Below are 26425 nucleotides of genomic sequence, written 5' to 3' on the forward strand. Positions count from 1 at the left end.
TGGAAATGCCTGCGCTGCGCTCGCCCTGTGGTCCGTTTGGCCGAGCGCCATGCATCGCGGCGGGAGCCTGCTTCGCCTTATGGGTTATGCCGGAACTCCGTTGGTCGGTGAGCATGGCCCACAGACCAATTTCCGACGCAGCATGTATGACGCGAGACTAGCAACGTGCCATTATCGGCCGTGTTTTGGTTCCGAGAGAGCCTGATTCGGGTGCAGTTATTACTAGAACAACAGACATGACCGATTCCATTCGAACCGCCTTCCCGGGGGCTGCGACCGCTGTTGCAGACGGGATGGCGCCCTCCGACCACATTGCCGAACGCACGCGTTTGCTCTATCTGGGGTCGCGTGTCCCGGCGCTGTTGCTGTTGCTCTCGACGCTGATCTGCGGCGTGGTGCTGTGGGAGGACAACGGCGGCATCGAACTCGGCGGCTGGATTGGCTGGATGCTCGCGCTGGGCCTGCTGTGGCTGCAGCAGGTCATGGCGTTCGGCAAGGCGAGCCCCGAGGGGCAGGCCGATGCGCACTGGCGCTGGCGGTTCTTTCTCGGCAGCAGCATATGTGCGGTCAGCCTGAGCTATGCAATGGTCGCGCTGATACCCGCCGATGCTTTCGCCACGCAGGCGCTGCTGTACGGTCTGATCGGTTCGGTCGTCGTCGCCGCCAGCGTCGCCTATGGCGTCTGCCTTCCTGCTTTCTTCTGTTTCGCCGTGCCCAGCCTGCTGCCGACAGGTTTGCTGTTGATGACCAGCGGTCATCCGCTGCAGCAGGGTTGGGGGCTGCTGGCGATGATCGTGCTGGCGACCCTCTGCCTGATCGGCTGGCAGATCAGCCGGCTGGTGAACGACGGGCTCGAACAGCGGCTGCACAAGCAGCAGCTGATCGAGCGGCTGGAAACCGCCGGCCGCGAAGCCGACCAGCTCAATCGACGTCTGGCCTCGGAGGTGGAGCAACGCCGCCATGCCGAAAAGCAGCTGCGCAGTGCCTACGATGGCCTCGAGCAGCGCGTCGCCGAGCGCACCGCGGAACTCGCGCAGCTCGCCGAAGAACTGGGCGAAAGCGAGACGCGGCTGAATCTGGCGCTGGACGCCAGTGGCCTCGGGCTGTGGGACTGGGATCTGCAGAACAACCATGTTCACCATTCCCGTCTGGAAGTGGTCTTCGGCATCGGCCGGCAGCACCGCCACGATGAGGATGGCTCGCCACTGCCGGACATCCATCCCAAGGATCTGGAGGGCGTGCGCGCCATCCTGATCGCGCACCTGAAGGGCGAAACCGAGCAGTTTGCCGTCGAATACCGTGCGTTGCGCGCTGATGGCAGCGAAATCTGGCTCGAAGACCGCGGACGGGTGATCCAGCGCGATGCCGGTGGGCGAGCGCTGCGCATGATCGGTACCCGTCGTGACATCAGCGAGCTGCGCAGCCAGGCCGAGCAGCAGCGCCTGGCAGCGACGGTGTTCGAGGCGGCTAGCGAAGGCATGGTGATCATGAACGATCACTACCGAGTGCTGGCGGTCAACGACGCCTGCTGCGCGCTGTCCGGCTACAGCCGCGAGGAGCTGATCGGTCACAGCGTGGCGCGAATCGCCGGCTCGCAGGAGAGCCAGCGGCAGTACCAGACCATGCGCGAAGCGCTGGAACTGCACGGTCACTGGCAGGGCGAGCTGATCGAGACCCGCAAGAGCGGTGAGGTCTACCCGCAGTGGGTGCAGTTGCGCGAGGTGCGCGATGCCAACGACAGCGTCACCCATGTGGTGGCCTTCATCTCCGACCTCAGCGTGCGGCGCAAGATCGAGGAGCGCCTGCGCTACCTGACCCATTACGACGACCTCACCGGACTGGCCAACCGCGGCCTGCTCAAGGAGCGTCTGCACGAGGCCTGCCAGCGGGTGCGCCGCAATGGCCGCAACATGGCGGTGCTCTACATCGATCTGGACCGCTTCAAGCTGCTCAACGAAAGCCTGGGCCATGAGGCCGCCGACGCGCTGCTGCGCGAGATGTCGCGACGGATTACCCAGACCCTGAGCGAGGCCGACACCATCGCGCGGCTGTCCGGCGACGAGTTCGTCGTGCTGATCGACGCCTACGGCAGTCTCAGCAGCCTCGCGCATCTGGGCAGCCGGTTGCTGCAGCGCATCCGCAAACCAGTGATCATCGACGAGCAGGAGCTGGTCATCAGCGCCTCGATCGGCGTCAGTCTGATGCCGGACAACAGCCGTGATGCGGAAGTGCTGCTGCGCCAGGCGAACATGGCCATGCAGCAGGCCAAGCACCTGGGCGGCAACACGCTGCAGTTCTTCACCGACCGTCCGCAGGCGTCGAGCATGCAGTACCTGCAGCTGGAGAACCAGCTGCGCAAGGCGCTGGATTCCGGCCAGCTGGAAGTGTTCTATCAGCCTCGTCTGACGCTGGCCAACGATGCCCTGGATGCTGCCGAAGCGCTGGTGCGCTGGCGTCACCCCGAGCGCGGACTGGTCGCGCCGGCGCACTTCATCCCGCTGGCGGAAGAGACCGGTTTGATCATTCCGCTCGGTGAGTTCGTCTTGCGCGAGGCCTGTCGCCAGGCGCGCCAATGGCAGCAGCAGGGGCTGGCCGAGATCCGCATCTCGGTGAACCTCTCGGTCAAGCAGTTGCGCCAGGGTAACTTCGTCAGCCTGGTGCGCCAGGTGCTGGAGGAAACCGGCCTGCCAGCGACCATGTTGGAGCTGGAACTGACCGAAAGCCAGTTGCTGGACGACATCGACAACGCCATCAGCATCAGCGAGCAGCTGCGCGCGCTGGGCGTGCGACTGGCGATCGACGATTTTGGCACCGGCTTCTCGTCGCTGAGCTACCTCAAGCGCTTCCCGGTGGATTACGTGAAGATCGACCGCTCGTTCATCAGTGAGCTGGAGCATTCCAGCCAGGATGCGGCGATTACCCGGGCGATCATCGCCATGGTCCACAGCCTGGAGCGCAAGGTGGTGGCCGAGGGCGTGGAAACCCAGGCGCAGATGGATTTCCTCAAGGCCAACCAGTGCGACGAAATCCAGGGTTACCTGCTCAGCCCGCCGGTGCCGGCCGAGCAGTTCGCCGAGCTGCTGCGTTAAGCTGCGGCGTCGCGATGCGACGCCAGCTCCGCGCTCAACCGCGCGTGGTGCTGCCGTCCAGTTCGCGCATCAGCAGGGCGTAGCGCAGATCGACGTCTTCCGGTACCGGCAGGTACACCGTATGGCCGTCGCCCGGCGCTACCTCGATGGCTTCGCCGCGCTTGTCCTCCAGCCGCTCAAGACGCAGGTTGAGATTGCCCTGCGGCGTCATCAGCTCCAGCCGATCGCCCACCGCGAAGCGGTTCTTCACCCTCACCTCGGCCAGCCCGTTGCGCCGCTCGCCGGTCAGTTCGCCAACGAACTGCTGGCGCTCGGAGAGCGAGAAGCCGCGTTCGTAGTTCTGGTATTCGTCGTGCACGTGACGGCGCAGGAAGCCCTCGGTGTAGCCGCGGTGGGCCAGCGATTCGAGGGTGTCCATCAACGACCTGTCGAACGGCCGGCCGGCGAGGGCGTCGTCGATGGCCTTGCGGTAGACCTGCGCGGTGCGCGCCACGTAGTAGTGGCTCTTGGTACGGCCTTCGATCTTCAGCGAATGCACGCCCATCTGCACCAGACGCTCGACGTGCTGCACGGCGCGCAGGTCCTTGGAGTTCATGATGTAGGTGCCGTGCTCGTCCTCGGTGGCCTCCATGAACTCGCCAGGACGCGAGACGTCCTCGAGCAGGAATACCTTGTCGGTGGGGGCCCCGACGCCCAGGGTCGGGTCGTCCTGCGCCGTGACCGGCTGTACGGCGATGGGCTCGTAGAGATGAACCGAGTTGCCCAGCTCATCCTCCTTCGCCTCGTGGGTCTTGTATTCCCAGCGGCAGGCGTTGGTGCAGGTGCCCTGATTGGGGTCGCGCTTGTTGATGTAGCCGGACAGCAGGCAGCGGCCGGAATAGGCCATGCACAGCGCGCCGTGGACGAAGACCTCCAGCTCCATGCCCGGCACCTGTTCGCGGATTTCGCCGATCTCCTCCAGCGACAGCTCGCGGGACAGGATCACGCGGCTGACGCCCTGGCTTTCCCAGAACTTCACCGTCGCCCAGTTCACCGCGTTGGCCTGCACCGAAAGGTGGATGGTCTGCTGCGGGAAGTGCTGGCGCACCAGCATGATCAGACCGGGATCGGACATGATCAGCGCATCCGGTCCCATCGCCACCACCGGCTCCAGATCCTTGATGAAGGTCTTCAGCTTGGCGTTGTGCGGGGCGATGTTGACCACCACGTAGAACTGCTTGCCCAGCGCGTGCGCCTCGTCGATGCCGAGCTTGAGGTTGGCGTGGTCGAACTCGTTGTTGCGCACGCGCAGGCTGTAGCGCGGCTGCCCGGCATACACCGCATCGGCGCCGTAGGCGAAGGCGTAGCGCATGGATTTCAGCGTGCCGGCAGGCGACAGCAGCTCGGTGCGGTTGGGGGTGCTCATGGCGCGGAACTCGCAGGGGTATCGAAAGCGCGGCATTTTACTGCGCTTGCCCGGCGATTGCGCGTCGTCTTCGATGGTTGCAGAGCGTGACGGCGCCCCGCGGGGCAGGGCGCCGGGCCCTCAGGCCGCGGATGCTTCCTTGAGCATCTCGTAGAGACGGTCCTTGAGCTGCAGCTTCTGCTTCTTCAGATTCTCCACCTCGCTGTCGGTACCCGGCACGATGCGCGCTTCGATGTTCTTTACGTGCTGGTCGAGCTCGTTGTGCTCGTCGAACAGACGGGCAAAGGTCTTGTTTTCCGCCTTGAGACGGGTGATCAGGTCGCGGTACTCGGGAAACATGGCAATTCCTGCGTTGTGGATGAGCGGGTGAGCCGGTCAGGCGTAAGCCGTGACCGGCCTCTTGTCTCCATAGTCATCCTGCGCGGTGCCGGCGGTATTGATCGGTGTCATGCGTCCAGACAGCAAAACGCCGGGACGAGCCCGGCGTTTCGGTCCTGCACCTGGATCAGGCCGCGGCAATCACGTCGCCGTGATTCTCCGGCTCGATCAGCGCGCGGTGCAGCGCGGCGATGGCGGCGTCGTAGTCTTCCTCGTTGACCACGCACTGCATCTCCACCTGGCGGATCGACTGGTGGATCGCCTGGATGCTGATACCTGCCTCGGCCAGCGCGGCCACGGTCTTGGCCAGGATGCCTTTGACCTTTAGGTCCGAACCGATCGCCGAGACGATCGCCAGGTTATGTACGGTGACCTCGGCGGCCGGATACTTCTCCTCGATCAGCCGCGCGGCGCGGGTGATCAGCTTGCGCGAGCCGGAGGTGTAGTAGGTGATGCTATTGGCGTCGGAATCCTTGTTCACCACATAGAGCTTGAGCTGCTTGAGCAGCTTGCTGATTTCCATGTCGTGGCTGATGTCGCCGAGCATGTCCTGATCGAACACCTCGATGCCGAAGACGTCCTTGCGCCCGGCGATGATCTCCACGCAGGGCTTCTCGGACTTGTAATCCTGGCTGATCAGCGTACCGCCGTGCTCGGGCTCGAAGGCATTCTTGATGCGCAGCTCGACGCCGGCACGGCGCAGGGTCTTGGCCGCGCGCGGATGGATCGCCTCCATGCCGAGGTTCGACAGCTGGTCGGCGACGTCGTAGTTGGTGCGACCGATGGTCACCACCTTGTCGGCACCGACCAGGTTCGGGTCGGCGGAGGAGAGGTGGAATTCCTTGTGGATGATCGCCTCGTGGGCACCGGTGGCGGCGGCGATCTGGGCGAAGGTGATCTCGCTGTAGCCGCGGTCGTAGGTGTTCATCAGGCCTTCGGCGCAATGCGTATAGCCAGTGGCGACCACCAATTCACGGTTCAGGTCGAAACCGGCGAAGTGGCTGGCGATCATCTCCTCGAACGGCAGCGGCGCTTCCTGCTGCCAGCCGGTGAGGTCGGCCAGGCGCGCGTTGACGCCGCGCTGCTTGAGCGCCAGCACCGAGTTGAAGGCGCTGTGCGCTTCACCGAGGGAGGCGAGCATCTCGCGCACCTTCATCAGGTGTTCGGAGAGCTGGAAGTGCCCGTAGGCGCAGAGCTTCTGCAGGCTGTGCATGCACTCGCTGGCATCGTCGATGCGCGAGTTGATGAACTGGTTGGCGGCGTGCAGCTCGTACTCGGAGCTGAACAGCTCGGCGTTCTTGCTCAGCATGCGCTGGCGCATGTGCTCCAGCGCCTCGCGCCACGCGCCCTCGCTCTGGGCGTCGGCGAAGCGCTGATAGACGCCGGGTTCGCCGGTTTTCTTGTGTTCCAGCAGCAGGTTGGTCATGCCGCTGTAGGCCGAGACGACGAAGATGCGCTGGTACAGCGCTGCGCCTTCCCGGCGGCCGATGAAGATATTGTCGAGGACTTCCTCGAAGCGGCTCATCGACGTGCCGCCGATCTTTTCTACGGTATGCATCTTTTTATTGCGTCCGAATCTGGCAGGCCGTTGACGGGCCCGGCGCGGCTGGCGCACCTGTCGATCAACGAGCTGGAAGTGAGTTCATCCCTGGGCCAATAAGCGATCGGCCGAGCCGGGGGATCGGGCCCGTCATCAGACGCGCCCGATCGCCTCAGAGATACTGTTGCGGCTGAATGTCCAGCGGCTTGAAGTTCTCACGCTCGGCGACGAAGGCCGGGCGGGGTTTCTGCTCGCAGAACGGCGGCTGCACGGCATTATCCACGTGGTTGTAGACGTAGAACAGATTGCTCCGCGCGCTGGGTGTGATGTTGCCGTTGGAGCCATGCATGGTGTTGCAATCGAAGAACACCACACTGCCGGCCGGGCCGGTGGCGCAGTCGATGCCGAAGCGGCTCGCCAGCTCGCTCAGGCTGTTCTGGTCGGGCACGCCGAATTCCTGCTTGCGCAGGGATTTCTCGTAGTGGTTCTCCGGTGTGGCGCCGACGCAGCGCACGTAGTGCTTGTGCGAGCCGGGCATGAGCATCAGCGGGCCGTTGTGCGGCTCGTTGTCGGTCAACAGGATCGAGCAGGACAGGCAGCGCATGCGCGGCATGCCGTCCTCTACGTGCCAGGTCTCGAAGTCCGAGTGCCAGTAGAACTCCTTGCCGGTGAAGCCGGGCTTGAAGTTCATCCGCGATTGATGCACGTACAGATCACCGCCGAGGATGAAGCGGGCGATGCCGGCAGTTCGTTCGTCGGCTGCTACACGGGCGAACAGGTGGTTGTCGCTGTGAATGTCGAACACCGAGCGGACGGCGCCGCTGTCGGGTTCCTTGATGGTCTTGCCGGAGCCGGCGACGGCCGGGTCCTGGCGCATGCGCTCGAGTTCGGCACGGAATACCGCGACTTCATCGGCGCTGAACAGATTGGGGATGACCAGGTAGCCGTCGCGTTCGAAACGTTCGATCAGCTCCGCCGCTATCGGCGCATTCTCCAGGTCGCTGCGGTAGACGACCGGATCCAGGCGTTCTTGCCAGCTGGGCTGGTCTTCCTGGCGCGAGGGATACAGGTCGGCTTGCATAGGGTTCACGCTTACCTCCTTTCTGGTGATGGTGGGGCGGCGCGGTGGCCGCCCCGGTAAACCGGTATCAGACGGTTTCGGCCTCCAGCGGATAGACGCCGCTCTCGTCATGCACTTCCTTGCCGTTGAGCGGCGGGTTGAAGACGCAGGCCATCTTCATGTCCTCGCTTCCGCCACGCAGCAGGTGCTCGTCGTGCTTGTCGAGGATGTACAGCGTGCCGGGTTCGATCTTGTAGATCTTGCCGTCGGCGATGGTCTCGACCTCACCGTTGCCGCTCATGCAGTACACCGACTCCAGGTGGTTCTGGTAGTGGATGTGCGTCTCGGTGCCGGCGTAGATGGTGGTGATATGGAACGAGAAGCCCATGTTGTCGTCCTTGAGCAGCATGCGTGTGCTGTCCCAGGTGCCGGTCTTGCTGTGGACCTTGCGGTCGGTCTGCTCGCAGTCGGCGAGTTTTCTCACGATCATCTGCGGGTCCTCCTCAGGAAGCCTGGTTGGCGGTCTGCTCACCCATCACGGCGGCAAACGCCTTGTCGAGAATGGAAAGCGCACGGTCGATCTGCTCTTCGCTGATGATCAGCGGGCAGAGACACTTGACCACTTCGCTGTGGGCGCCGCTGGTCTCGACCACCAGGCCGTTGTCGAAGGCGTGACGGCAGACGGCCGAAGCGATGTCGCCATCCGGGCAGCTGATGCCGAGCATCATTCCGCGGCCCTTGAGGAACAGTGAATCCGGGCCGTGACGGCGGATGATGCGCTGCATGCCGTCGGCGATGCGCTTGCCCTTGGCCTTCACGCTGTTGGCGAACTCGTCGTTCTGCCAGAAGTGCTCGACGGCCGCGGCGGCGGTGACGAAGGCGTGGTTGTTGCCGCGGAAGGTGCCGTTGTGTTCGCCCGGCTTCCACTGGTCCAGCTCCTGGCGCAGCAGCACCATGGCGAACGGCAGGCCGTAGCCGGACAGCGACTTGGACAGCGTGACGATATCCGGCTGGATGCCCATCTCCTCGAAGCTGAAGAAGGTGCCGGTGCGGCCGCAGCCGGCCTGGATGTCGTCGACGATCAGCAGCATCTCGTGCTTGCGGCAGAGCTTCTCGAGCTTGCGCATCCACTCGGCCGATGCGGTGTTCAGACCGCCTTCGCCCTGGACCACCTCAACGATCACCGCGGCCGGCTTGTCGATACCGCTGGACGGGTCGGAGAGCAGCTTATCCATCATGCCGATGGTGTTGGTCTTGTCGCCGAAATAGTTGGCATACGGCATGCGGCTGACGTCGGTCAGGCTGATGCCGGAGCCGCCGCGGTGATGCTGGTTGCCAGTCGCGGCCAGCGCGCCGATGCTGCAGCCGTGGAAGCCGTTGGTGAAGCTGATGATGTTGTTGCGCCCGGTGACCTTGCGCGCCAGCTTCATCGCCGCCTCGACCGCGTTGGTGCCGGTCGGGCCGGTGAACTGCATGCGGTAGTCACCCATGCCGCGCGGCTCCAGGATCAGGCGGTTGAAGGTTTCGAGGAAACGCTCCTTGGCCGCGGTGTACATGTCCAGGCCGTGGGTGATGCCGTCGCTCTCGATGTAGTCGAGCAGCGCCTGCTTGAGCACCGGGTGGTTGTGCCCGTAGTTGAGCGTGCCGGCACCGGCGAGGAAGTCGATGTAGCGCTTGCCGTCCTGAGTGACCAGTTCGGCGCCCTGGGCCTGATTGAAGACCACGGGGAAGGAACGGCAGTAGCTGCGAACCTTGGATTCGTTCAGTTCGAAAGTTTTCATGCGTGCTCCTTGAGCTCTTCTTCTAGATGGGAAACGGTGAACGGGCCAGCGCGGTAGAGCACCTCGTCCTCGTGCTGTCCGGCGAAATGCTCGGCGCGCGAGAACAGCGTGCGCGTGGTGCAGTCGGCACCCAGCTTGTCGAAGGCCCGCTTGAACAGCGCCTGGGACGCCGCGTTGTCCGGGGAGATGGTGGTTTCCATGTAGCGCACGCCGTGCTCACGGGCGACCCGTTCGGTCAGCGCCAGCAGCATGCGCAGGGCCAGCCCCTGGCCGCGCATCGAACCGTCGACGGCGACCTGCCAGACGAACAATGTGTCCGGCCGCGAAGGGGGGCGATAACCCGAAATGAAACCGACCAGCTCGCCCTGGGCGTTCTCTGCGGCGATGGCGGTGTCAGCGAAGTCGGAACACTGCAGCAGGTTGCAGTAGACCGAATTGGTATCGAGGGGCTGGCAGCGCGCCACCAGCTGATGCAGGTTGTAACCGTCGCCGTCGGTTGGGCGACGGAGCATTACGGTGGGGAAACTCAAAACAATGCCTTTGGGGTTGTTGATTGAATTCCTTTTTAGGGTAGGCATATCTTGGAAAGTTTCTCAACCCATGTTTCCCGATATGCGAAGTGTGGCGACGCCTATATATCGCCAGAGCCCGCGTTGTTCCTGCGCTGACGCCGCGGATGTTTCAGTCTGTTTCGGTCTCGACAACTGTCGAGCAATAGACGAACTGCGTGGAAGTTTGCGGAGTGGCTCGGGAAGTTGGACGTAGGCCTGCCGCACAAGTTCGCCTGAATCCTCATTCTGTCGGCTGCAGGCCTTGCAGTTGCTAGCTTTTGCTGTGATCTACGGTGTCCGGATTTGGCGCAGGCGGCGAAAGGCCGATTGATCTGCGACGGTCGCGGAGTGTGCCCTGTGGACGCGCTGGTTGAACTAGCCGAGAAGGCGCGGAATATAAGGGGCGGCTCGCTGATTATATGTCGCTGATATGACCGGAATATGTAGGCGAATCATGGTCTGCTCTGGGTTAGTTGATTGCACTAGTTCAGATGGCCGTATTCGTCGATTGTGAAAACTCCGCCGATCCGCTCTATCACGCGTTATTCGGCGGCTGCGGCGAAGTTCGGATTAGTTCTTCTGGGCGCCTCATTGCCACCAGCGATGGCCCTGGCGCTCGATGAACTGGTGCGCCTGCTCCGGGCCATCCTCGCCGGCGGCGTAAGGCCGTGGTTTGCGGTAGTAGCTGCTCCAGCCGCGCAGGATCGGGTCGACCCAGTTCCAGGCCGCTTCCACCTCGTCACGGCGCATGAACAGCGTCGAATCGCCTTCGATGACATCCAGCAGCAGACGCTCGTAGGCCTCCCAGCGGCGGGTGCTGCTGAAGGCATGGGCCAGGTTGAGGTCCAGTTCCACCGGCTCGAGCTGCATGCCCTTGCCGGGTGCCTTGGCCATCAGCTGCAGGCTGATGCTCTCCTCCGGCTGCAAGCTGATGATCAGGCGGTTGACCTCGCCCTTGGCGAACAGCAGGTGCGGCACCTGCTTGAAAGTGATGATGATTTCCGAGCGCTTGCGCGCCATGCGCTTGCCGGTGCGCAGGTAGAAGGGCACGCCGGCCCAGCGCCAGTTGTCGATCTCGGCCTTCACCGCGACGAAGGTTTCGGTGTCGCTGTCGTTGTCGATGTTCGGCTCGAAGTAGTAGGCCGGCACGTCGTGGCCGCCGATGCGCCCGGCGCCGTACTGGCCGCGTACGGTCTTGTCCAGCACGTCGTTGCCGGTGATCGGCTTGAGCGCTTCGAGCACCTTCACCTTCTCGCCGCGGATGTGCTTGGCGTCGAAACGCACCGGCGCCTCCATCGCCACCAGGCAGAGCAGCTGCAGGAGGTGGTTCTGCAGCATGTCGCGCATGGCGCCGGCGTTGTCGTAGTAGCCGCCGCGGTTTTCCACGCCGAGGGTTTCGGCCACGGTGATCTGCACGTGATCGATATGCCCGGCGCGCCAGATCGGCTCGAACAGCGCGTTGGCGAAGCGCAGCGCCATGAGGTTCTGCACCGTTTCCTTGCCCAGATAATGGTCGATCCGGTAGATGCGCGCTTCGGGGAATACCGAGCCGATCGCCTCGTTGATTTCCAGTGCCGAATCCAGCGAATGGCCGATGGGTTTTTCCAGCACGATGCGCGCATCGTCACCGGCCAGCCCGGCACTTTCCAGGTTGGCGGCGATGGGCTCGAACAGATCCGGCGCGGTGGCCAGGTAGTAGACCCGCACGCGGCCATCGGCCCGGCCGAGATACTGGGCCAGACGCGCGTATTCGCTGCGCTGGGAGGCGTCCATGGCGAAATAGTCGAGGCGCTGGGCGAAGGCTTGCCAGGTCTCGGGGTTGAAGTCGCTGCGCGCGACCTGGGCGCGGCAATGGCGCTCGGCGAGGGCCAGGTAGCCGTCGCGGTCGAGCTTCTTGCGCGCCAGGGCGAGAATGCGCACGTCGGCATGCAGGCGGCCGTCGCGATGCAGGTGATACAGCGCCGGCAGCAGCTTGTGCAGCGTCAGGTCACCGGTCCCGCCGAACACGAGCATGTCACAGGAAATCGACATCGAATCTCTCCCAGGGGCAAAAAATGGGCGTCATGGCGAGGCTTGTAGTATAACTACCGCCCCACTACAACCCGCTGATGGCCGAGCGGTGCCTGTCGCGCCCGAACGAGCCCTCAGTCGTGAGCATAGCGAGCCCGCCACGTGAATCTGCTGCAACACATCGCCCAGTCGAGAAGTCTGCTACGGAAGTCGGAGTTGAAGGTGGCCGACCATGTCCTGCTCGATCCGGCCTCGGTGATGCACAGTTCCATGGCCGATCTGGCGCACACCGTCGGCGTCAGCGAGCCGACCATCGTGCGTTTCTGTCGGGCCATCGGCTGCCTCGGCTTCCAGGACCTCAAGCTCAAGCTGGCGCAGAGCCTGGCCGCCGGCGCCAGTTTCGGCCAGTTCGCCATCAGCGAGAACGATTCGGTGGCTGACTTCGCGCTGAAGATCTTCGACACCACGCTGCACACCCTGATGGAGGTGCGTGAGCGGCTCGACCCGGATGCCTTGCAGCGCGCCATCACCGCCATGGCCAAGGCCGAGCGGGTGGAGTTCTACGGTTTCGGCGCCTCCGGCGCAGTGGCCACCGATGCCCAGCACAAGTTCTTCCGCCTGCTGCTTTCGGCCGCGGCCTATTCCGATCCGCACATGCAGGCGATGTCGGCGGTGACGCTCAAGCCGACCGACGTGGCGATCTGCATTTCCCAGTCCGGTCGCTCCAAGGATCTGCTGATCACCGCCAACGTCGTGCGTGAATCCGGCGCGACGCTGATCACCCTGTGCCCGAGCCAGACACCCCTGGCCGAGCTGGCCACCATCAATCTGGCGATCGACGTGCAGGAAGACACCGAGATCTACACTCCGCTGACCTCGCGTATCGCTCACCTCGTCGTGATCGATGTGTTGGCCATGGGTGTGGCCATGGCCCGTGGGCCGAGCCTGGTCAACCATCTCAAGAGTGTGAAGCGCAGCCTGCGCAGCCTTCGGCTGTCGCCGAAGACGGTCAAGGCCCACGAGGACTGAGCGTCTTCATCGCCGCGTCATCACGCTGACTTCATCCTGTCACTCACAGCGCCGATGCTGGTCTCCCGTTACCTGTTCTGGGAGACCGCTCATGCTCCGGCAAACCGACGTCAGCACCCCACTCGACAGCAAGGCCCGACGCAAGCAGCAGGACGAGCGCCGCATGCGCTTTCGTCGTGCCATCGAAAGCTACACCGAGCAGCGTCAGCTGCATGCCGAACTGAACGACTATGCCGATGCGTTGGTGCTCAGCTCGCTGCTGGAGTCATCGGCGAGCCGGCGAAGCGCTCCGCCAGCGCACTGATCTGCGCACGCTCTTCACGTAGGAAGGCGAAGAACGCCTGGGCCACCGGGCTCAGGCGTTTACCGCGCGGGTGAACCACGCACCAGCTGCGTTGCAGCGGCAGTTCCTGCACTGGCAGCTCACGCAGCAGTCCGCAGGCCAGCTCCAGATGCACCGCATGGCGCGGCAGCAGCGCCAGCCCCAGGCCGGCCACCACGCATTCACGCAGTGCATCCAGCGAGGCGACCTGGATGGTCTGGGTGAAGTGGGCGCGTTTCTGTCGCAGGTAATCTTCTGCGGCCCTGCGTGTGCCGGAGCCGGGTTCGCGCGTCAGCAGCGGATAGCTGGTCAGATCCTGCAGCGACAGCGTGGCCGCATGGCACAGCGGATGCTCAGGCGGGGCCACGGCAATGATCGGGTTGTTGAGGAACGGCATGAACTCCAGGTCCATGTCGGTGGGCACCTGAGACATGATCAGCAGGTCGTCACGGCTGACCGACAGGCGTTTGACCGCCTGAGCGTGATTGACCACCACCAGCTGCAGGTTGACCTCCGGATGCAGCCGCTTGAAGGCGGCGAACAGGTGCGGCGTGATGTACTTGGCGCTGGATTCCACGGCTAGGTTCAGCTGCCCCTGTAGCGAGCCCAGCAGGTCGGACAGCTGCATGTCGAGGCTGTCGAGCCGGCCGAAGATATCGGTGCTGGCGCGCTGCAGCGCTTCGGCGGCATCGGTCAGGTAGAGCTTCTTGCCGACGTACTCGAACAGCGGCTGGCCGACCAATTCTTCCAGCTGGCGGATCTGCAGGCTCACTGCTGGCTGGGTCAGCGCCATTTCCTCAGCGGCACGGCTGTAGGAAAGCGTCTCACAGACCGCGCGAAACACCTGAAGCTGGCGCAATGTCATGCGCATCAATGATTTTCGCATCGTTTTCTCGTTGTTTCGCTCATTTTATGGTCGGCGAGTCAGTGCGCGAATTTTCTGCCTGTTCGGTCAGAAAGCAGGCGCACAGCAGGTGTATATAAGTAAATACTTATCCTCAGGAAAACAATTATTCATTTTCAGTAATCGCCCGGACGGGCGTAGGGTGAAATGACTCGTTGCAAATGCGAGTGATCATGACCCGCTCGCGGGTCGCCTGCTCAACGATCCGAGGGAAGACAGCGTGATCAAGAAGCTGCTGATCGCCAACCGCGGGGAAATCGCGGTACGCATCGTCCGCGCCTGTGCCGAAATGGGCGTTCGCTCGGTGGCGGTGTTCTCCGAAGCCGACCGCCATGCGCTGCACGTCAAGCGCGCCGACGAGGCCTATTTCATCGGCGAGGACCCGCTGGCCGGCTACCTGAACCCGCGCAAGCTGGTGAATCTGGCGGTGGAAACCGGCTGCGATGCCTTGCATCCGGGCTATGGTTTCCTTTCCGAGAATGCGGAACTGGCGGATATCTGCGCCGAACGTGGAATCAAGTTCGTCGGTCCCAGCGCCGAGGTGATTCGTCGCATGGGCGACAAGACCGAAGCCCGGCGCAGCATGATCAAGGCCGGCGTGCCGGTCACGCCGGGCACCGAAGGCAACGTCAAGGACCTCGCCGAGGCGCTGCGCGAAGCCGAGCGCATCGGTTACCCGGTGATGCTCAAGGCCACCTCCGGCGGTGGCGGCCGCGGCATTCGTCGCTGCAATTCGCGTGCGGAGCTGGAATCGGCCTATCCACGGGTGATTTCCGAGGCGACCAAGGCCTTCGGCAGCGCCGAGGTGTTCCTGGAAAAGTGCATCGTCGAACCCAAGCACATCGAGGCGCAGGTACTGGCCGACAGTTTCGGCAACACCGTGCACCTGTTCGAGCGCGACTGCTCGATCCAGCGGCGCAACCAGAAGCTCATCGAGATCGCGCCGAGCCCGCAGCTTACCCCCGAGCAGCGCGCCTATATAGGCGACCTGGCCGTGCGCGCGGCCAAGGCGGTGGGCTACGAGAACGCCGGTACCGTGGAATTCCTGCTCGCCGATGGCGAGGTGTACTTCATGGAGATGAACACCCGAGTGCAGGTGGAGCACACCATCACCGAGGAAATCACCGGCATCGATATCGTTCGTGAGCAGATCCGCATCGCCTCCGGCCAGCCGCTATCGGTCAAGCAGGAGGACATCCAGCATCGCGGCTTTTCCCTGCAGTTCCGCATCAACGCCGAAGACCCGCGCAACAACTTCCTGCCCTGCTTCGGCAAGATCACCCGCTACTACGCGCCCGGTGGCCCCGGCGTGCGCACCGACACGGCGATCTACACCGGTTACACCATTCCACCGTACTACGACTCCATGTGCCTGAAGCTGGTGGTCTGGGCGCTGACCTGGGAAGAGGCGCTGGCCCGGGGGTCGCGTGCACTGGACGACATGCGCGTGCAGGGCGTGAAGACCACCGCCACCTACTACCAGCAGATTCTCGCCAACCCGGATTTCCGCAGCGGCCAGTTCAACACCAGCTTCGTCGACAACCATCCGGAACTGCTGAACTACTCGATCAAACGCAAGCCGGGCGAACTGGCCCTGGCCATCGCCGCCGCCATTGCCGCCCACGCAGGCCTGTGAGGAACGCACCATGACCGTCCAGAAGAAAATCTCCGTCACCGACACCATCCTGCGTGACGCCCATCAGTCGCTGCTGGCCACCCGCATGCGCACCGAAGACATGCTGCCGATCTGCGACAAGCTCGACCGCGTCGGCTACTGGTCGCTGGAAGTCTGGGGCGGCGCCACCTTCGATGCCTGCGTGCGCTTCCTCAAGGAAGATCCCTGGGAGCGTCTGCGTCAGCTCAAGGCGGCGCTGCCCAATACCCGCCTGCAGATGCTGCTGCGCGGGCAGAACCTGCTCGGCTACCGCCACTACAGCGACGATGTGGTCGAGGCATTCGTCGCCAAGGCGGCAGAGAACGGCATCGACGTGTTCCGCATCTTCGATGCGATGAACGACGTGCGGAACCTGGAAACCGCCATCCGTGCGGTGAAGAAGAGCGGCAAGCACGCCCAGGGCACCATCGCCTACACCACCAGCCCGGTGCACACCACCGAGGCGTTCGTCGAGCAGGCGCGGCAGATGGCGGCCATGGGCGTCGACTCCATCGCCATCAAGGACATGGCCGGCCTGCTGACCCCTTATGCCACGGGCGAACTGGTCAAGGCGCTGAAGGCCGCACTGCCCGAGCTGGATGTGGTGATCCACTCCCACGACACCGCTGGCGTCGCCAGCATGTGCCAGCTCAAGGCCGTGGAGAATGGCGCCGATCGCATCGACACCGCCATCTCCAGTATGGCCTGGGGCACCAGCCATCCGGGCACCGAGTCCATGGTCGCCGCGCTGCGCGGCACGCCATACGACACCGGCCTCGACCTGGAGCTGCTGCAGGAGATCGGTCTGTACTTCTACGCCGTGCGCAAGAAGTACCACCAGTTCGAAAGCGAATTCACCGGCGTCGACACCCGTGTGCAGGTGAACCAGGTGCCTGGCGGGATGATCTCCAACCTAGCGAACCAGCTCAAGGAGCAGGGCGCGCTGCACCGTATGGATGAAGTGCTGGCGGAGATCCCCAAGGTGCGCAAGGACCTCGGCTACCCTCCGCTGGTGACCCCAACCTCGCAGATCGTCGGCACCCAGGCGTTCTTCAATGTGCTCGCCGGGGAGCGCTACAAGACCATCACCAACGAGGTGAAGCTCTACCTGCAGGGCCGCTACGGTCAGGCGCCGGCACCGGTGTGCGAGCGCCTGCGCTTCATGGCCATCGGTAGCGAGGAGGTCATCGAGTGCCGCCCGGCCGACCTGCTGGCACCGGAGCTGGACAAGCTGCGCAAGGACATCGGCGGACTGGCCAAGAGCGAAGAAGACGTGCTGACCTTCGCCATGTTCCCGGACATCGGCCGCAAGTTCCTCGAGGAGCGCGAAGCAGGCACGTTGCAGCCGGAAGTGCTGCTGCCGATTCCCGATGGCAATGTCGCAGCGGCCAGCGTCGAAGGTACGCCGACCGAGTTCGTCATCGATGTCCACGGCGAGAGCTACCGTGTCGACATCACCGGTGTCGGCGTCAAGGGCGAGGGCAAGCGGCACTTCTACCTGTCCATCGACGGCATGCCGGAGGAAGTGGTGTTCGAGCCGCTTAATGCCTTCGTCGGCGGTGGCGGCAGCGGGCGCAAGCAGGCCAGCGCGCCGGGCGACGTCAGCACCACCATGCCGGGCAACGTGGTCGACGTGCTGGTCGCCGTCGGCGATGCGGTGAAGGCCGGGCAGACGGTGCTGGTCAGCGAGGCGATGAAGATGGAGACCGAGATCCAGGCACCGATCGCCGGCACCGTTAAGGCCGTTCACGTCGCCAAAGGTGACCGGGTGAACCCGGGAGAAGTCTTGATAGAGATCGAGGGCTGAGTGAAGGGTGGCGTGGCGAGCCGATCGCGCCACGCCAGCGTCGTTTCGATCCGCCTGCCCGCGCGCTGTAGCGGGCGGCGGAACGTAGCACGCTGGCAATGTGTCCCCTTTGGGAGCCCCAGCGGCTCCTTTTTTTCGAGCCTGTGGATGCCAGGGAGCGGTTCAATTTCCGAGCTGTGGAGAATCTAGATGGGTATCGACCCGGTAGTGCTGTTCTTCGTCTTCGGCCTGTTCGCCGGGCTGGTGAAGAGCGAGTTGAAGTTGCCACCAGCGCTCTACGAGACGCTGTCGATCGTGCTCTTGCTGGCGATCGGTCTGCATGGTGGGGTGGAGCTGGCCGAGCAGGCCAGTGCCGCGTTGCTTGGCCAGTCGCTGCTGGTGCTGGCGCTGGGTGTGCTGCTGCCGATCCTGGCGTTCGGCCTGCTGCGCGGCCTGCGCTTCGACCGGGTCAACGCCGCGGCGGTGGCGGCGCACTACGGTTCGGTGAGTGCCGGTACCTTCGCCGTGGTGGTGGCGTACCTGGCGGCGCGCGAGGTGTTCTTCGAAAGCTACATGCCGCTGTTCGTGGCGATCCTCGAGATCCCGGCGATCCTGGTGGGCATCCTGCTGGCCAAGGGTGTGTCGAAGGACACCGACTGGAAGGAGCTGGGGCGCGAGATATTCCTCGGCAAGAGCATCATGCTGCTGCTCGGTGGCCTGCTGATCGGTGCGATCGCCGGCAAGGAGGCGATCAAACCCCTCGAACCCTTGTACACCAGCATGTTCAAACCGGTACTGGCGTTCTTCCTGCTGGAAATGGGCCTGATCGCCTCCGGGCAGCTCGGCTCGCTCAAACGCTACGGTGCCAAGCTGGCTGCCTTCGCGTTGGTCATGCCGCTGATCGGTGCGCTGATCGGTGCACTGCTGGCGCGCTTCATGGGGCTTTCGCTGGGCGGCACGGCGATGCTCGCCACGCTGGCGGCGAGTGCGTCCTACATCGCGGTGCCGGCGGCGATGCGTCTGGCGGTGCCGGAGGCGAATCCGTCGCTGTCGCTGACCGCGTCGCTGGGCATCACCTTTCCGTTCAACATCCTGATCGGTATTCCGCTCTATCTGGCCCTGGCCGAGCGGCTGATCGCCTGGGGGTTCTGAGATGAACGCGCACAACCGAACACTGCTGACCGTGATCTGCGAGGCGGCTCTGGAACACAAGCTGGAGGCCGACCTGAAAACCCTCGGCGCTCCGGGCTGGACGCTGTCCGATGCCCGCGGCAGCGGCAGTCGCGGCGTCCGCAGCGCCGGCTGGGAAACCGATGGCAACATCCGCCTGGAAGTGATCTGCAGTCGCGACGTCGCCGAGCGCATCGCCGAGCACCTGCAGGCGCGCTACTACGCGAATTTCGCCATGGTCTGCTACCTCAGCGAGGTGGAAGTGCTGCGCCCGGAGAAGTTCTGATCCGCGCTGTGATGCCGCCTGGCCGGCGGGCGTCCATCTTCGACCAGGAACCGACGGAGCTGCCGATGCACGCCCTGCTGCAGGAGATTCTCGACGAAGTACGCCCGCTGCTCGGGCGCGGCCGTGTGGCCGACTACATTCCGGCGCTGGCCGACGTGCCAGCCGATCAGCTGGGGATTGCCGTGTGCAGCGCCGAGGGCGAATTGTTCGAGGCCGGCGATGCGCGGACGCCGTTTTCGATCCAGAGCATCTCCAAGGTGTTCAGCCTGGTGCAGGCCATCGGCCATCGCGGCGAGTCGCTGTGGGAGCGCCTCGGTCACGAGCCGTCCGGGCAGCCGTTCAACTCGCTGGTGCAACTGGAATTCGAGCGCGGCCGCCCGCGCAACCCGTTCATCAACGCCGGCGCGCTGGTGATCTGCGACGTCAACCAGTCACGCTTCGCTACTCCGGAGCTGTCAATGCGCGACTTCGTCCGGCACCTGTCGGGCAATCCGCTGATCGTCTCGGACACCAAGGTCGCCGAGTCCGAATACCAGCATCGCGCACGCAACGCCGCCATGGCCTACCTGATGCAGGCATTCGGCAACTTCCATAACGACGTCGAGGCGGTGCTGCGCAGCTATTTCCATCATTGCGCGCTGCGCATGACCTGCGTCGACCTGGCCCGAGCGTTCGGCTTCCTCGCCCGCGACGGCATCTGTCCGCAGGGCGGCGAGGCCGTGCTCTCGCCGCGCCAGACCAAGCAGGTCAACGCCATCATGGCCACCAGTGGCCTCTACGATGAGGCCGGCAACTTCGCCTACCGGGTCGGTCTGCCCGGCAAGAGCGGCGTCGGCGGCGGCATCGTCGCGGTGGTGCCCGGGCGCTTCAGCGTCTGCGTCTGGTCCCCGGAACTCAACGCCGCCGGCAATTCGCTGATCGGCATGGCCGCACTCGAGGCGCTCTCGCAGCGCATCGGCTGGTCCGTCTTCTGACGGCAGCGGCCCATCACCTATAACCATTGGAGAGAAGCGACATGAGTGACGACAGGAGAAGTGAAACCGCGGAGGAGGCCCTTGAACAGATCGTCACCGGCGTGCGGCGCTTTCGCGAAGAGGTGTATCCCGAGCAGCGCGAGCTGTTCAAGAAGCTGGCCCATGAGCAGACGCCAAGGGCCATGTTCATCACCTGCGCCGATTCCCGGATCATTCCCGAGCTGATCACCCAGAGCTCACCGGGCGATCTGTTCGTCACGCGTAACGTCGGCAACGTGGTACCGCCCTATGGGCAGATGAACGGCGGTGTCTCGACCGCCATCGAATTCGCCGTCATGGCCCTCGGCGTGCAGCACATCATCGTCTGCGGTCATTCCGACTGCGGGGCGATGAAGGCGGTGCTCAATCCAGCCGAGCTGAAACGCATGCCCACGGTTAAGGGCTGGCTGCGCCATGCCGAGGTGGCGAAGATCGTCGTCGAGCAGAACTGCGGCTGCGCCGACCACAACACCCTCGGCATCCTCACCCAGGAGAATGTCGTGGCGCAGCTCGACCACCTGCGCACGCACCCGTCGGTTGCCGCACGGCTGGCCAGTGGCGAGCTTTTCATCCATGGCTGGCTGTACGACATCGAAACCAGCGAGATCCGCGCATACGATGCCGAGCGCGGCGAGTGGCGGGTGATCGGCGACGGACCCCTGCCGATGGCCACGCCGCGGCCGCGCTACCGCGCGAGCTGAGGTTCAGCGGTTGCCGGCCAGTGCCTTGCTGCGGTGCTGGATCAGGTAGCACAGGTCCGGTGTCTTGCTGCAACCGGCATAGCCCACGGCGATCACCTCGTCCAGGGCCTTCTGCAGGCGGCCTATGACCTCGTCCGGGGTGTCGGGGCTCAGCGCCAGGTACAGCGGTTCGCTGCGATAGCTCAGCACGACCTGCAGCTGGCTCTCATCGATGCCCTGCTGCCGGGCGTGATAGCGCCACACCGGATCGGCCGCCGCCCACAGGTCGATCCGCCCGGTCATCAATTTACGCAGGTTCTCGGCATCGTTGAGGCTGTTGCTGATGTCCAGTCTCTGGCTCTCCAGATACAGGCTGACGCTACCGGCGCTATGTGCGCCGACCCGATAGCCTCGGGCCTGGGCAAGACTGTCGAACCTCAGGCCACTGCCGGCGGGCGCCAGCAGCACGCTGTCGTGGTGCGCCAGCGGCCCGACCCACTTGAACTGACCGGCGTTCTGCGGCGTGCGCGCCACCGAGAACAGACCATGGGCGGGCTGCTGCTGGGTCTGCTCGTAGAGTCGGCTCCAGGGGCCGCGCAGGGTCAGGTTGTAGGCGATGCCGGCGCGGCGGAAGATGTCGCGCACCGTATCGGTGCCGATGCCTTCGATGTTGTCACCGCGGGCGAAGGTCTTGCTGTTGGGGCCCATGTTGAAGGGCGGGAAGCTGTCGGTTTGCAGGGTGATTTCGTAATTGGCGGGCAGTTCGGCCTGGGCGGCGAATGCTGCACCGATGAGCAGGGCGAACAGCGCCCCGGTGGTACCGGATCTGGCCATGGCATCGGCTCCTTGACGCTTTTCTTGTTGTTGTCGGCGTAAGCAAGGGTAGTGGTGCGGCGGGCACACTGCCAGCCAGCTGCGCCTGCCGTGCGGGGCAGCGCGCATTTTCTGGCTGTTCAGCCGGCCATTTCGCCGCACAGATCGCGGCCGAACCAGTGTTCTACCTGGGCCTGATCGAGGCCGGCGGCGAGCAGGGCGAACAGCTTGCCCAGCGCCGCTTCGCGGGTCATGCCGCCGCCGGAGACCAGTCCGGCATCACGCAGCGCGCTGCCGGCGGCATAGACGCCGAAATCCACATGGCCGCCCGAGCACTGGCTGATTGCCGCCAGCACCACGCCCTGGCGGTGCGCCTGGCGCAGCGCCGCGATGAAATCGACGTCGTCGGCCGGCCCGGTGCCGCTGCCGTAGCATTCCAGCAGCAGCGCCTGGGCACCGCTGGCCACCAGCGCCTGGACATGGGCCGCGCCGACACCGGGATACAGCGGCAGCACCATGACCTGCGCAGAGCGCTGCGGCAGCAATGCCGGCGCTCGCTCGGTTGTGACCGCTGCCAGGCGCTGGCGCGGCGCTTCGGCGAAGGCATCGAAGGCGTCGCTGCGCAGCTTGCTGACCCGCGCACCGTGCAGCAGCGCACCGTTGAAGTACAGCTGCACACCTTGCACCTGCCCGGCCTGCAGGGCGCGCATGGCGCCGAACAGATTGGGCCAGGCGTCACTGCCCTCGCTGCCGGCCGGCAGCATGGCACCGGTGAGCAGCACCGGTACCGGCAGGTCGAGCAGCAGGAAGGACAGCGCGGCGGCACTGTAGGCCAGGGTATCGGTGCCATGCAGCAGCAGGACCGCGTCGCAGCCGTCTACCTTCACCGCGCTGCGGATGCTTTCGGCCATCTGCAGCCAGTGGCGCGGCTGCATGTTGGCGCTGTCCAGCAGCGGCTGCAGTTCGCGGAAGGTCCAGTCTGGCAGCGGCCCGGCCTCGTGCGCCTGCTGTTCGCGCATGCGGGCCTCGAAGCCGGAGGCTGGCAGCAGTCCGGCGGCGCTTTGCTGCATGCCGATGGTGCCGCCGGTGTAGAGCACCAGCAGACGTTGAATAGATGGGTTCACGCGCGCTCCTCGCTCGTCGGCGCAGCCGTCGAAAAAAATAAGGCGGGTAGGGCTGGCACCCGCCGCCGCATGTTAACGGAGCGGCGGGTGTCCGGCCTGTCGCGTCGCGCTGTCAGTGGCGCGAGGAGGCATTCGTCGTGGCTGGCGCGTTGGCCTGCCAGACGGCCGGGTCGAGGTCCAGGTCGGCGAAGTCCTTCGGATCGAGCACCGGTTGCTCGATGCCGGCGCGGACCTGTCGGTCATAGTCGCGCATCAGGCGCAGGCCGACCTTGAACAGCAGGGCCACGGCGATCAGGTTGGCGATGGCCAGCAGGCCCATGGTGACGTCGGCGAAGGCGAACACGGTGCCCAGGTCCTGCACCGACCCCCAGAGCACGAGGATGATCACCAGCACGCGGTAGATCACCACCGGGGTGCGCTTCTCGGTGAAGAAGCCCAGCGCGTTCTCGCCCAGGTAGTAGTTGTAGATCAGCGTGGTGAACACGAACAGCAGCAGCGCGACGCTGACGAACACCCGGCCCCACTCGCCGACGACGGCAGCGACGGCGGTCTGGGTCAGTACCACGCCGGCCTGGTCCATGCCCGGCTCGTAGACGCCGGAGAGCAGGATGATCAGCGCGGTGCAGCTGCACAGGATGATGGTGTCGATGAACACCGACAGCGACTGCACGATGCCCTGCGCCACCGGGTGCTTGACCTCGGCCACCGCGGCGACGTTCGGTGCACTGCCCAGGCCCGCCTCGTTGGAGAACAGGCCGCGCTTGACGCCCATCAGAATGGCCGCGCCGATGCCGCCGGCAAAGGCCTGCTCGAGGCCGAAGGCGCTGCGGAAGATCAGGCCGAAGGTCTCCGGCACCGAGCCGATGTTGCTGCCGATGACGAACAGCGCCATGGCCAGATAGGAGAAGGCCATGACCGGCACCAGCACGTCGGCCCATTTGGCGATACGGCGGATGCCGCCGAAGATGATGCCGCCGATCACCAGGGTCAGGGCGATGCCGCTGGCCACGGTGGGCACGCCGAAGGTGTCATGCAGCGAGCTGGCGACGGTGAAGGACTGCACGGCGTTGAAGCCGAAGCCGAAGGTCATCAGCAGCAGGATCGAGACGACGATACCCAGCCAGCGCTGACCCAGGCCGTGCTGGATGTAGAAGGCCGGGCCGCCGCGGTAGGTGCCGTCGGGCTCGCGGCGCTTGTACAGCTGGGCCAGCGAGCACTCGAAGTAGCTGGTCGCCATGCCCACCAGGGCCACCACCCACATCCAGAAGATCGCGCCCGGGCCGCCGAGCATGATCGCCACCGAGACGCCGGCGATGTTGCCTGCACCGACCCGGCCGGCGACCGAGAGCATCAGCGCCTGGAAGGAGGAGAGCTGTCCCGGCTGACGCTCGAAGGCGTGGCCGAAGATGCTGAACATGTTGCCGAAATAGCGGAACTGGACGAAGCCGGAACGGATGGTGAAGAGCAAGCCCAAGCCGATCAGCATGACGATCAGCAGTTTGCTCCAGATAAGGTCGTTGAGAAGGTCGAGCATGGCGATGTTCACCTTGTTGTCGTTGTTAGGGTGTCCGGCGCGCGCCGCTGCGCCGTGCAAGCGGGGGATGTTTCAACAGCGTGGCTCGTGGAGCAATTTCGCGGCTGGCCGCGATGTGGCGCGAGTTGATGCTAGACTTGCGACACTCGCGTCAGACTGGGGCCAACTCCTGTGACCTCTCACCTCGCTGAAAATCTCAAGCTGCTGTGCAGCCATTACCGTTCCATCGCCGAGGTGTGTCGCAAGCTCGCCATCAACCGCGCCCAGTTCAACAAGTACCTGGGTGGGCAGAGCCGGCCGACGCCGTTCAATCTCAAGCGCATTGGCGACTTCTTCGGCGTCGAGGGCTACGAGCTGGAAATGCCGCCCGAACAGTTCGCCCGGCTGGTCGGCGCCCGCCATCCGGAAGCCCAGGCGCTGCCGCGGACCGATCCGTTGTTGGCCCTGCTGCAGCCGTTGCGCGACCAGACCACCAGCCTGTCGCGTTATTGCGGCTACTACTTCGAATACGCCAACTGCATGTCGGTGCCGGGCAGCGTGCTGATCTCTCTGGTACACCTGCGCGAGGAAAACGGCCTGTACCTGTTCGAGCGCCAGGAGCGCCAGGAACGCGCCAGCCCCACCCTCGGTCAGGCCGAGGACTGGGTGCGCTGTCGCTATCTGGGCGCCGCCTTCGGCCTGCAGGACCGCCTGTTCCTGATCGATTACGAATCGCTGACGCTCAACGAGATGAGCCAGACCATCCTCATTCCCAGCTTCAAGAGCCGCATCACCCGCCTCAACGGCCTGAAGACCGGCGTTTCCTCCGGCGACCGTCGCACCCCGGCCTGCACCTCGGTGGTGTGGGAATACCTGGGCCGCGAGATCAACCGGGTCAGCGCCTATCGCCAGGTGATGCTCTACAGCCCGGACGACCCACGCATCGATCCGGAGATTCGCGAGCGCCTGGCGACGCCGCGCGTGGAGGCGGGGCTGTTCCAGATCGACTAGCCGGCGCGCCTTCACTCCTTGGTGCTGCTGTCGTACACCGCGCGGTCGAGTTCCGCCTCGCTGCGACCGACCAGCGTGGTGGTCATCAGGTCGCCGGCGACGTTCACCGTGGTGCGTGCCATGTCGAGAATACGGTCGATTCCGGCGATCAGCGCCACGCCTTCCAGTGGTAGGCCGGCGGCGGTGAGCACCAGGCCGAGCATGATCAGCCCGGCGCCGGGAATGCCGGCGGTGCCGATGGAGGCCAGCGTCGCGGTGAGGATGATCATCGCGTACTGCCCGGCGCTGAGGTCGATGCCAAAGGCCTGGGCGATGAACAGTGCGAGCACGCCCTGGTAGATCGCCGTGCCGTCCATGTTGATCGTCGCGCCCACCGGTAGCACGAACCCTGCGACGCCCTCGGATACGCCGAGGTTCTTGCGGGCGCATTCGATGGACACCGGCAGGGTGCCGGAGCTGCTGGACGTACTGAACGCCACTGCCAGCGCCGGGGCGATACCCTGGAAGAAGCGCAGCGGATTGAGCCGCCCCAGCAGGCCGAGCAGCCCGCCGTAGACCAGCAGCACATGAGCGATGCTGGCCAGGTAGATCACGCCGATCACGCCCGCCAGCGGCAGCAGCACTTCGGCGCCATGGCTGCCGACCACGCCGGCGGTCAGGGCGAAGACGCCGATCGGCGCGACGCGCATCACCAGGTCGGTGAGCTTGTAGAAGGTCTCGGCCAGCGCATCGAACAGGCGCACCGCCGGCGCGCCGCGCTCGCCGATCAGGTTGATGCTCACACCCAGAGCGATGGCGAAAACGATGATCTGCAGGATGTTGCCTTCGGCAAAGGCGGTGACCGGGTTGGACGGCACCAGGCCGATCAAGATCGACACCAGCGAAGGCGCCTGCTTGGCCTCCTGGGTGCCGCTGGCGACCATGTTCATCCCTTCGCCGGGGCTGAACAGCGCGCCGAACAGCAGGCCGATGCTCACCGCGAAGGCGGTGGTCACCAGATAGATGGCGATGGTCTTGAGGCTGATGCGCCCGAGCTTGGCGCTGTCCTGCATCGAGGTGATGCCAGCCACCAGCGAAACGAACACCAGCGGCACGATGAGCATCTTGATCGCGTTGAGAAACAGCGTGCCGACGGGGGCCAGCAGCTGCGCATCCGCGCCGAAGGCCATGCCGGCGGCGACGCCGAGGGCCAGGCCGATGAGGATCTGCTGCCAGAGCGGCAGGCGGACGAGCAGGCGCAGGGGAGCGGAGAGGGTCGTACTCTGAGTCATGGGTCTTCCTGTTGTTTTTATTGTGCGAACGGGCC

23 protein-coding genes are annotated in these 26425 nt (G+C 64.7%); 10 read left to right on the forward strand and 13 right to left on the reverse strand.

Features of this window, described 5'->3' with window-relative positions:
* The first annotated feature begins 236 nt into the window (after nucleotides 1–236).
* Entirely contained in the window at nucleotides 237–3089 is a 2853-nt protein-coding gene (locus OUY36_RS01410) for a bifunctional diguanylate cyclase/phosphodiesterase (RefSeq protein ID WP_208217232.1), read from the forward strand.
* A 34-nt stretch (nucleotides 3090–3123) separates the two neighbouring features.
* Here the strand turns inward: OUY36_RS01410 and trhP are convergent, their stop codons facing one another.
* The 8 genes from trhP to zwf all read right to left on the reverse strand — a co-directional run bounded on the left by trhP (nucleotide 3124) and on the right by zwf (nucleotide 11835).
* Complete coding sequence (trhP, locus tag OUY36_RS01415) at nucleotides 3124–4494, reverse strand: prephenate-dependent tRNA uridine(34) hydroxylase TrhP (protein ID WP_267936402.1); 1371 nt, start codon at nucleotides 4492–4494, stop codon at nucleotides 3124–3126.
* 120 nt (nucleotides 4495–4614) lie between these two features.
* Complete coding sequence (locus OUY36_RS01420; RefSeq protein ID WP_161612124.1) at nucleotides 4615–4833, reverse strand: YdcH family protein; 219 nt, start codon at nucleotides 4831–4833, stop codon at nucleotides 4615–4617.
* A 166-nt stretch (nucleotides 4834–4999) separates the two neighbouring features.
* Nucleotides 5000–6430, reverse strand: a complete 1431-nt coding sequence (locus tag OUY36_RS01425) for an aspartate kinase (RefSeq protein WP_267936403.1) — start codon at nucleotides 6428–6430, stop codon at nucleotides 5000–5002.
* 154 nt (nucleotides 6431–6584) lie between these two features.
* Nucleotides 6585–7493 (reverse strand): ectoine hydroxylase, encoded by a 909-nt coding sequence (thpD, locus tag OUY36_RS01430; RefSeq protein ID WP_063541231.1) that lies wholly within the window; start codon nucleotides 7491–7493, stop codon nucleotides 6585–6587.
* Nucleotides 7494–7560: 67 nt separating this feature from the next.
* A complete protein-coding gene (locus OUY36_RS01435) occupies nucleotides 7561–7962 on the reverse strand; it encodes an ectoine synthase (protein ID WP_063541230.1) in 402 nt (133 codons plus the stop codon).
* Between the two features lie 13 nt (nucleotides 7963–7975).
* Complete coding sequence (gene ectB, locus OUY36_RS01440; protein WP_063541229.1) at nucleotides 7976–9253, reverse strand: diaminobutyrate--2-oxoglutarate transaminase; 1278 nt, start codon at nucleotides 9251–9253, stop codon at nucleotides 7976–7978.
* A complete protein-coding gene (ectA, locus tag OUY36_RS01445; protein WP_020307978.1) occupies nucleotides 9250–9765 on the reverse strand; it encodes a diaminobutyrate acetyltransferase in 516 nt (171 codons plus the stop codon). The genes ectB and ectA overlap by 4 nt, the downstream gene beginning before the upstream one ends.
* A gap of 627 nt (nucleotides 9766–10392) precedes the next feature.
* Nucleotides 10393–11835: a glucose-6-phosphate dehydrogenase gene (gene zwf / locus OUY36_RS01450; protein ID WP_063541227.1), complete on the reverse strand. Its 1443-nt coding sequence runs from the start codon at nucleotides 11833–11835 to the stop codon at nucleotides 10393–10395.
* Between the two features lie 141 nt (nucleotides 11836–11976).
* Between zwf and hexR the strand changes: the two genes are divergently transcribed.
* Nucleotides 11977–12843 carry a transcriptional regulator HexR gene (hexR, locus tag OUY36_RS01455; RefSeq protein ID WP_014595478.1) on the forward strand — a complete coding sequence of 289 codons (867 nt, stop codon included), beginning with the start codon at nucleotides 11977–11979 and terminating at the stop codon, nucleotides 12841–12843.
* A gap of 91 nt (nucleotides 12844–12934) precedes the next feature.
* Entirely contained in the window at nucleotides 12935–13147 is a 213-nt protein-coding gene (locus tag OUY36_RS01460) for a PA3496 family putative envelope integrity protein (RefSeq protein WP_003296781.1), read from the forward strand.
* Here OUY36_RS01460 and OUY36_RS01465 read toward each other — a convergent pair.
* Nucleotides 13092–14051, reverse strand: coding sequence for a LysR family transcriptional regulator (locus OUY36_RS01465; RefSeq protein WP_316958845.1), 960 nt, complete (start codon nucleotides 14049–14051; stop codon nucleotides 13092–13094). The genes OUY36_RS01460 and OUY36_RS01465 overlap by 56 nt on opposite strands.
* A 238-nt stretch (nucleotides 14052–14289) precedes the next feature.
* Here OUY36_RS01465 and OUY36_RS01470 point away from each other — a divergent pair, with 238 nt between their 5' ends.
* From OUY36_RS01470 to OUY36_RS01495, 6 genes are all read left to right on the forward strand, one after another.
* Entirely contained in the window at nucleotides 14290–15705 is a 1416-nt protein-coding gene (locus OUY36_RS01470) for an acetyl-CoA carboxylase biotin carboxylase subunit (protein ID WP_102839313.1), read from the forward strand.
* 10 nt (nucleotides 15706–15715) lie between these two features.
* Nucleotides 15716–17530 (forward strand): sodium-extruding oxaloacetate decarboxylase subunit alpha, encoded by a 1815-nt coding sequence (oadA, locus tag OUY36_RS01475; protein WP_110778444.1) that lies wholly within the window; start codon nucleotides 15716–15718, stop codon nucleotides 17528–17530.
* A 189-nt stretch (nucleotides 17531–17719) separates the two neighbouring features.
* Nucleotides 17720–18661, forward strand: a complete 942-nt coding sequence (locus OUY36_RS01480) for a sodium-dependent bicarbonate transport family permease (RefSeq protein ID WP_011911434.1) — start codon at nucleotides 17720–17722, stop codon at nucleotides 18659–18661.
* A gap of 1 nt (nucleotide 18662) precedes the next feature.
* On the forward strand, nucleotides 18663–18965 hold the full coding sequence (locus tag OUY36_RS01485; protein WP_011911435.1) for a P-II family nitrogen regulator: 303 nt from the start codon (nucleotides 18663–18665) through the stop codon (nucleotides 18963–18965).
* Nucleotides 18966–19030: 65 nt separating this feature from the next.
* Entirely contained in the window at nucleotides 19031–19939 is a 909-nt protein-coding gene (glsB, locus tag OUY36_RS01490) for a glutaminase B (RefSeq protein WP_063541246.1), read from the forward strand.
* A 41-nt stretch (nucleotides 19940–19980) separates the two neighbouring features.
* Complete coding sequence (locus tag OUY36_RS01495) at nucleotides 19981–20679, forward strand: carbonic anhydrase (RefSeq protein ID WP_102839317.1); 699 nt, start codon at nucleotides 19981–19983, stop codon at nucleotides 20677–20679.
* Nucleotides 20680–20682: 3 nt separating this feature from the next.
* Here OUY36_RS01495 and OUY36_RS01500 read toward each other — a convergent pair whose 3' ends face one another.
* From OUY36_RS01500 to OUY36_RS01510, 3 genes are all read right to left on the reverse strand, one after another.
* Entirely contained in the window at nucleotides 20683–21492 is an 810-nt protein-coding gene (locus OUY36_RS01500) for a substrate-binding periplasmic protein (protein WP_267936406.1), read from the reverse strand.
* A 119-nt stretch (nucleotides 21493–21611) separates the two neighbouring features.
* Nucleotides 21612–22595 (reverse strand): asparaginase, encoded by a 984-nt coding sequence (locus OUY36_RS01505; RefSeq protein WP_267936408.1) that lies wholly within the window; start codon nucleotides 22593–22595, stop codon nucleotides 21612–21614.
* Nucleotides 22596–22707: 112 nt separating this feature from the next.
* Entirely contained in the window at nucleotides 22708–24129 is a 1422-nt protein-coding gene (locus OUY36_RS01510) for an alanine/glycine:cation symporter family protein (protein WP_267931810.1), read from the reverse strand.
* Between the two features lie 171 nt (nucleotides 24130–24300).
* On the opposite strand from OUY36_RS01510, the gene OUY36_RS01515 reads away from it, so the two are divergent.
* Complete coding sequence (locus OUY36_RS01515; protein WP_152480667.1) at nucleotides 24301–25119, forward strand: helix-turn-helix domain-containing protein; 819 nt, start codon at nucleotides 24301–24303, stop codon at nucleotides 25117–25119.
* An 11-nt stretch (nucleotides 25120–25130) separates the two neighbouring features.
* On the opposite strand, the gene OUY36_RS01520 is transcribed toward OUY36_RS01515, so the two are convergent.
* Nucleotides 25131–26390, reverse strand: coding sequence for a dicarboxylate/amino acid:cation symporter (locus OUY36_RS01520; RefSeq protein WP_267936409.1), 1260 nt, complete (start codon nucleotides 26388–26390; stop codon nucleotides 25131–25133).
* Between the last annotated feature and the right edge of the window lie 35 nt (nucleotides 26391–26425).

The sequence above is a fragment of the Stutzerimonas sp. R40042 genome, from assembly GCF_026642215.1.
GTDB classification, from domain to species: Bacteria; Pseudomonadota; Gammaproteobacteria; order Pseudomonadales; family Pseudomonadaceae; genus Stutzerimonas; species Stutzerimonas frequens.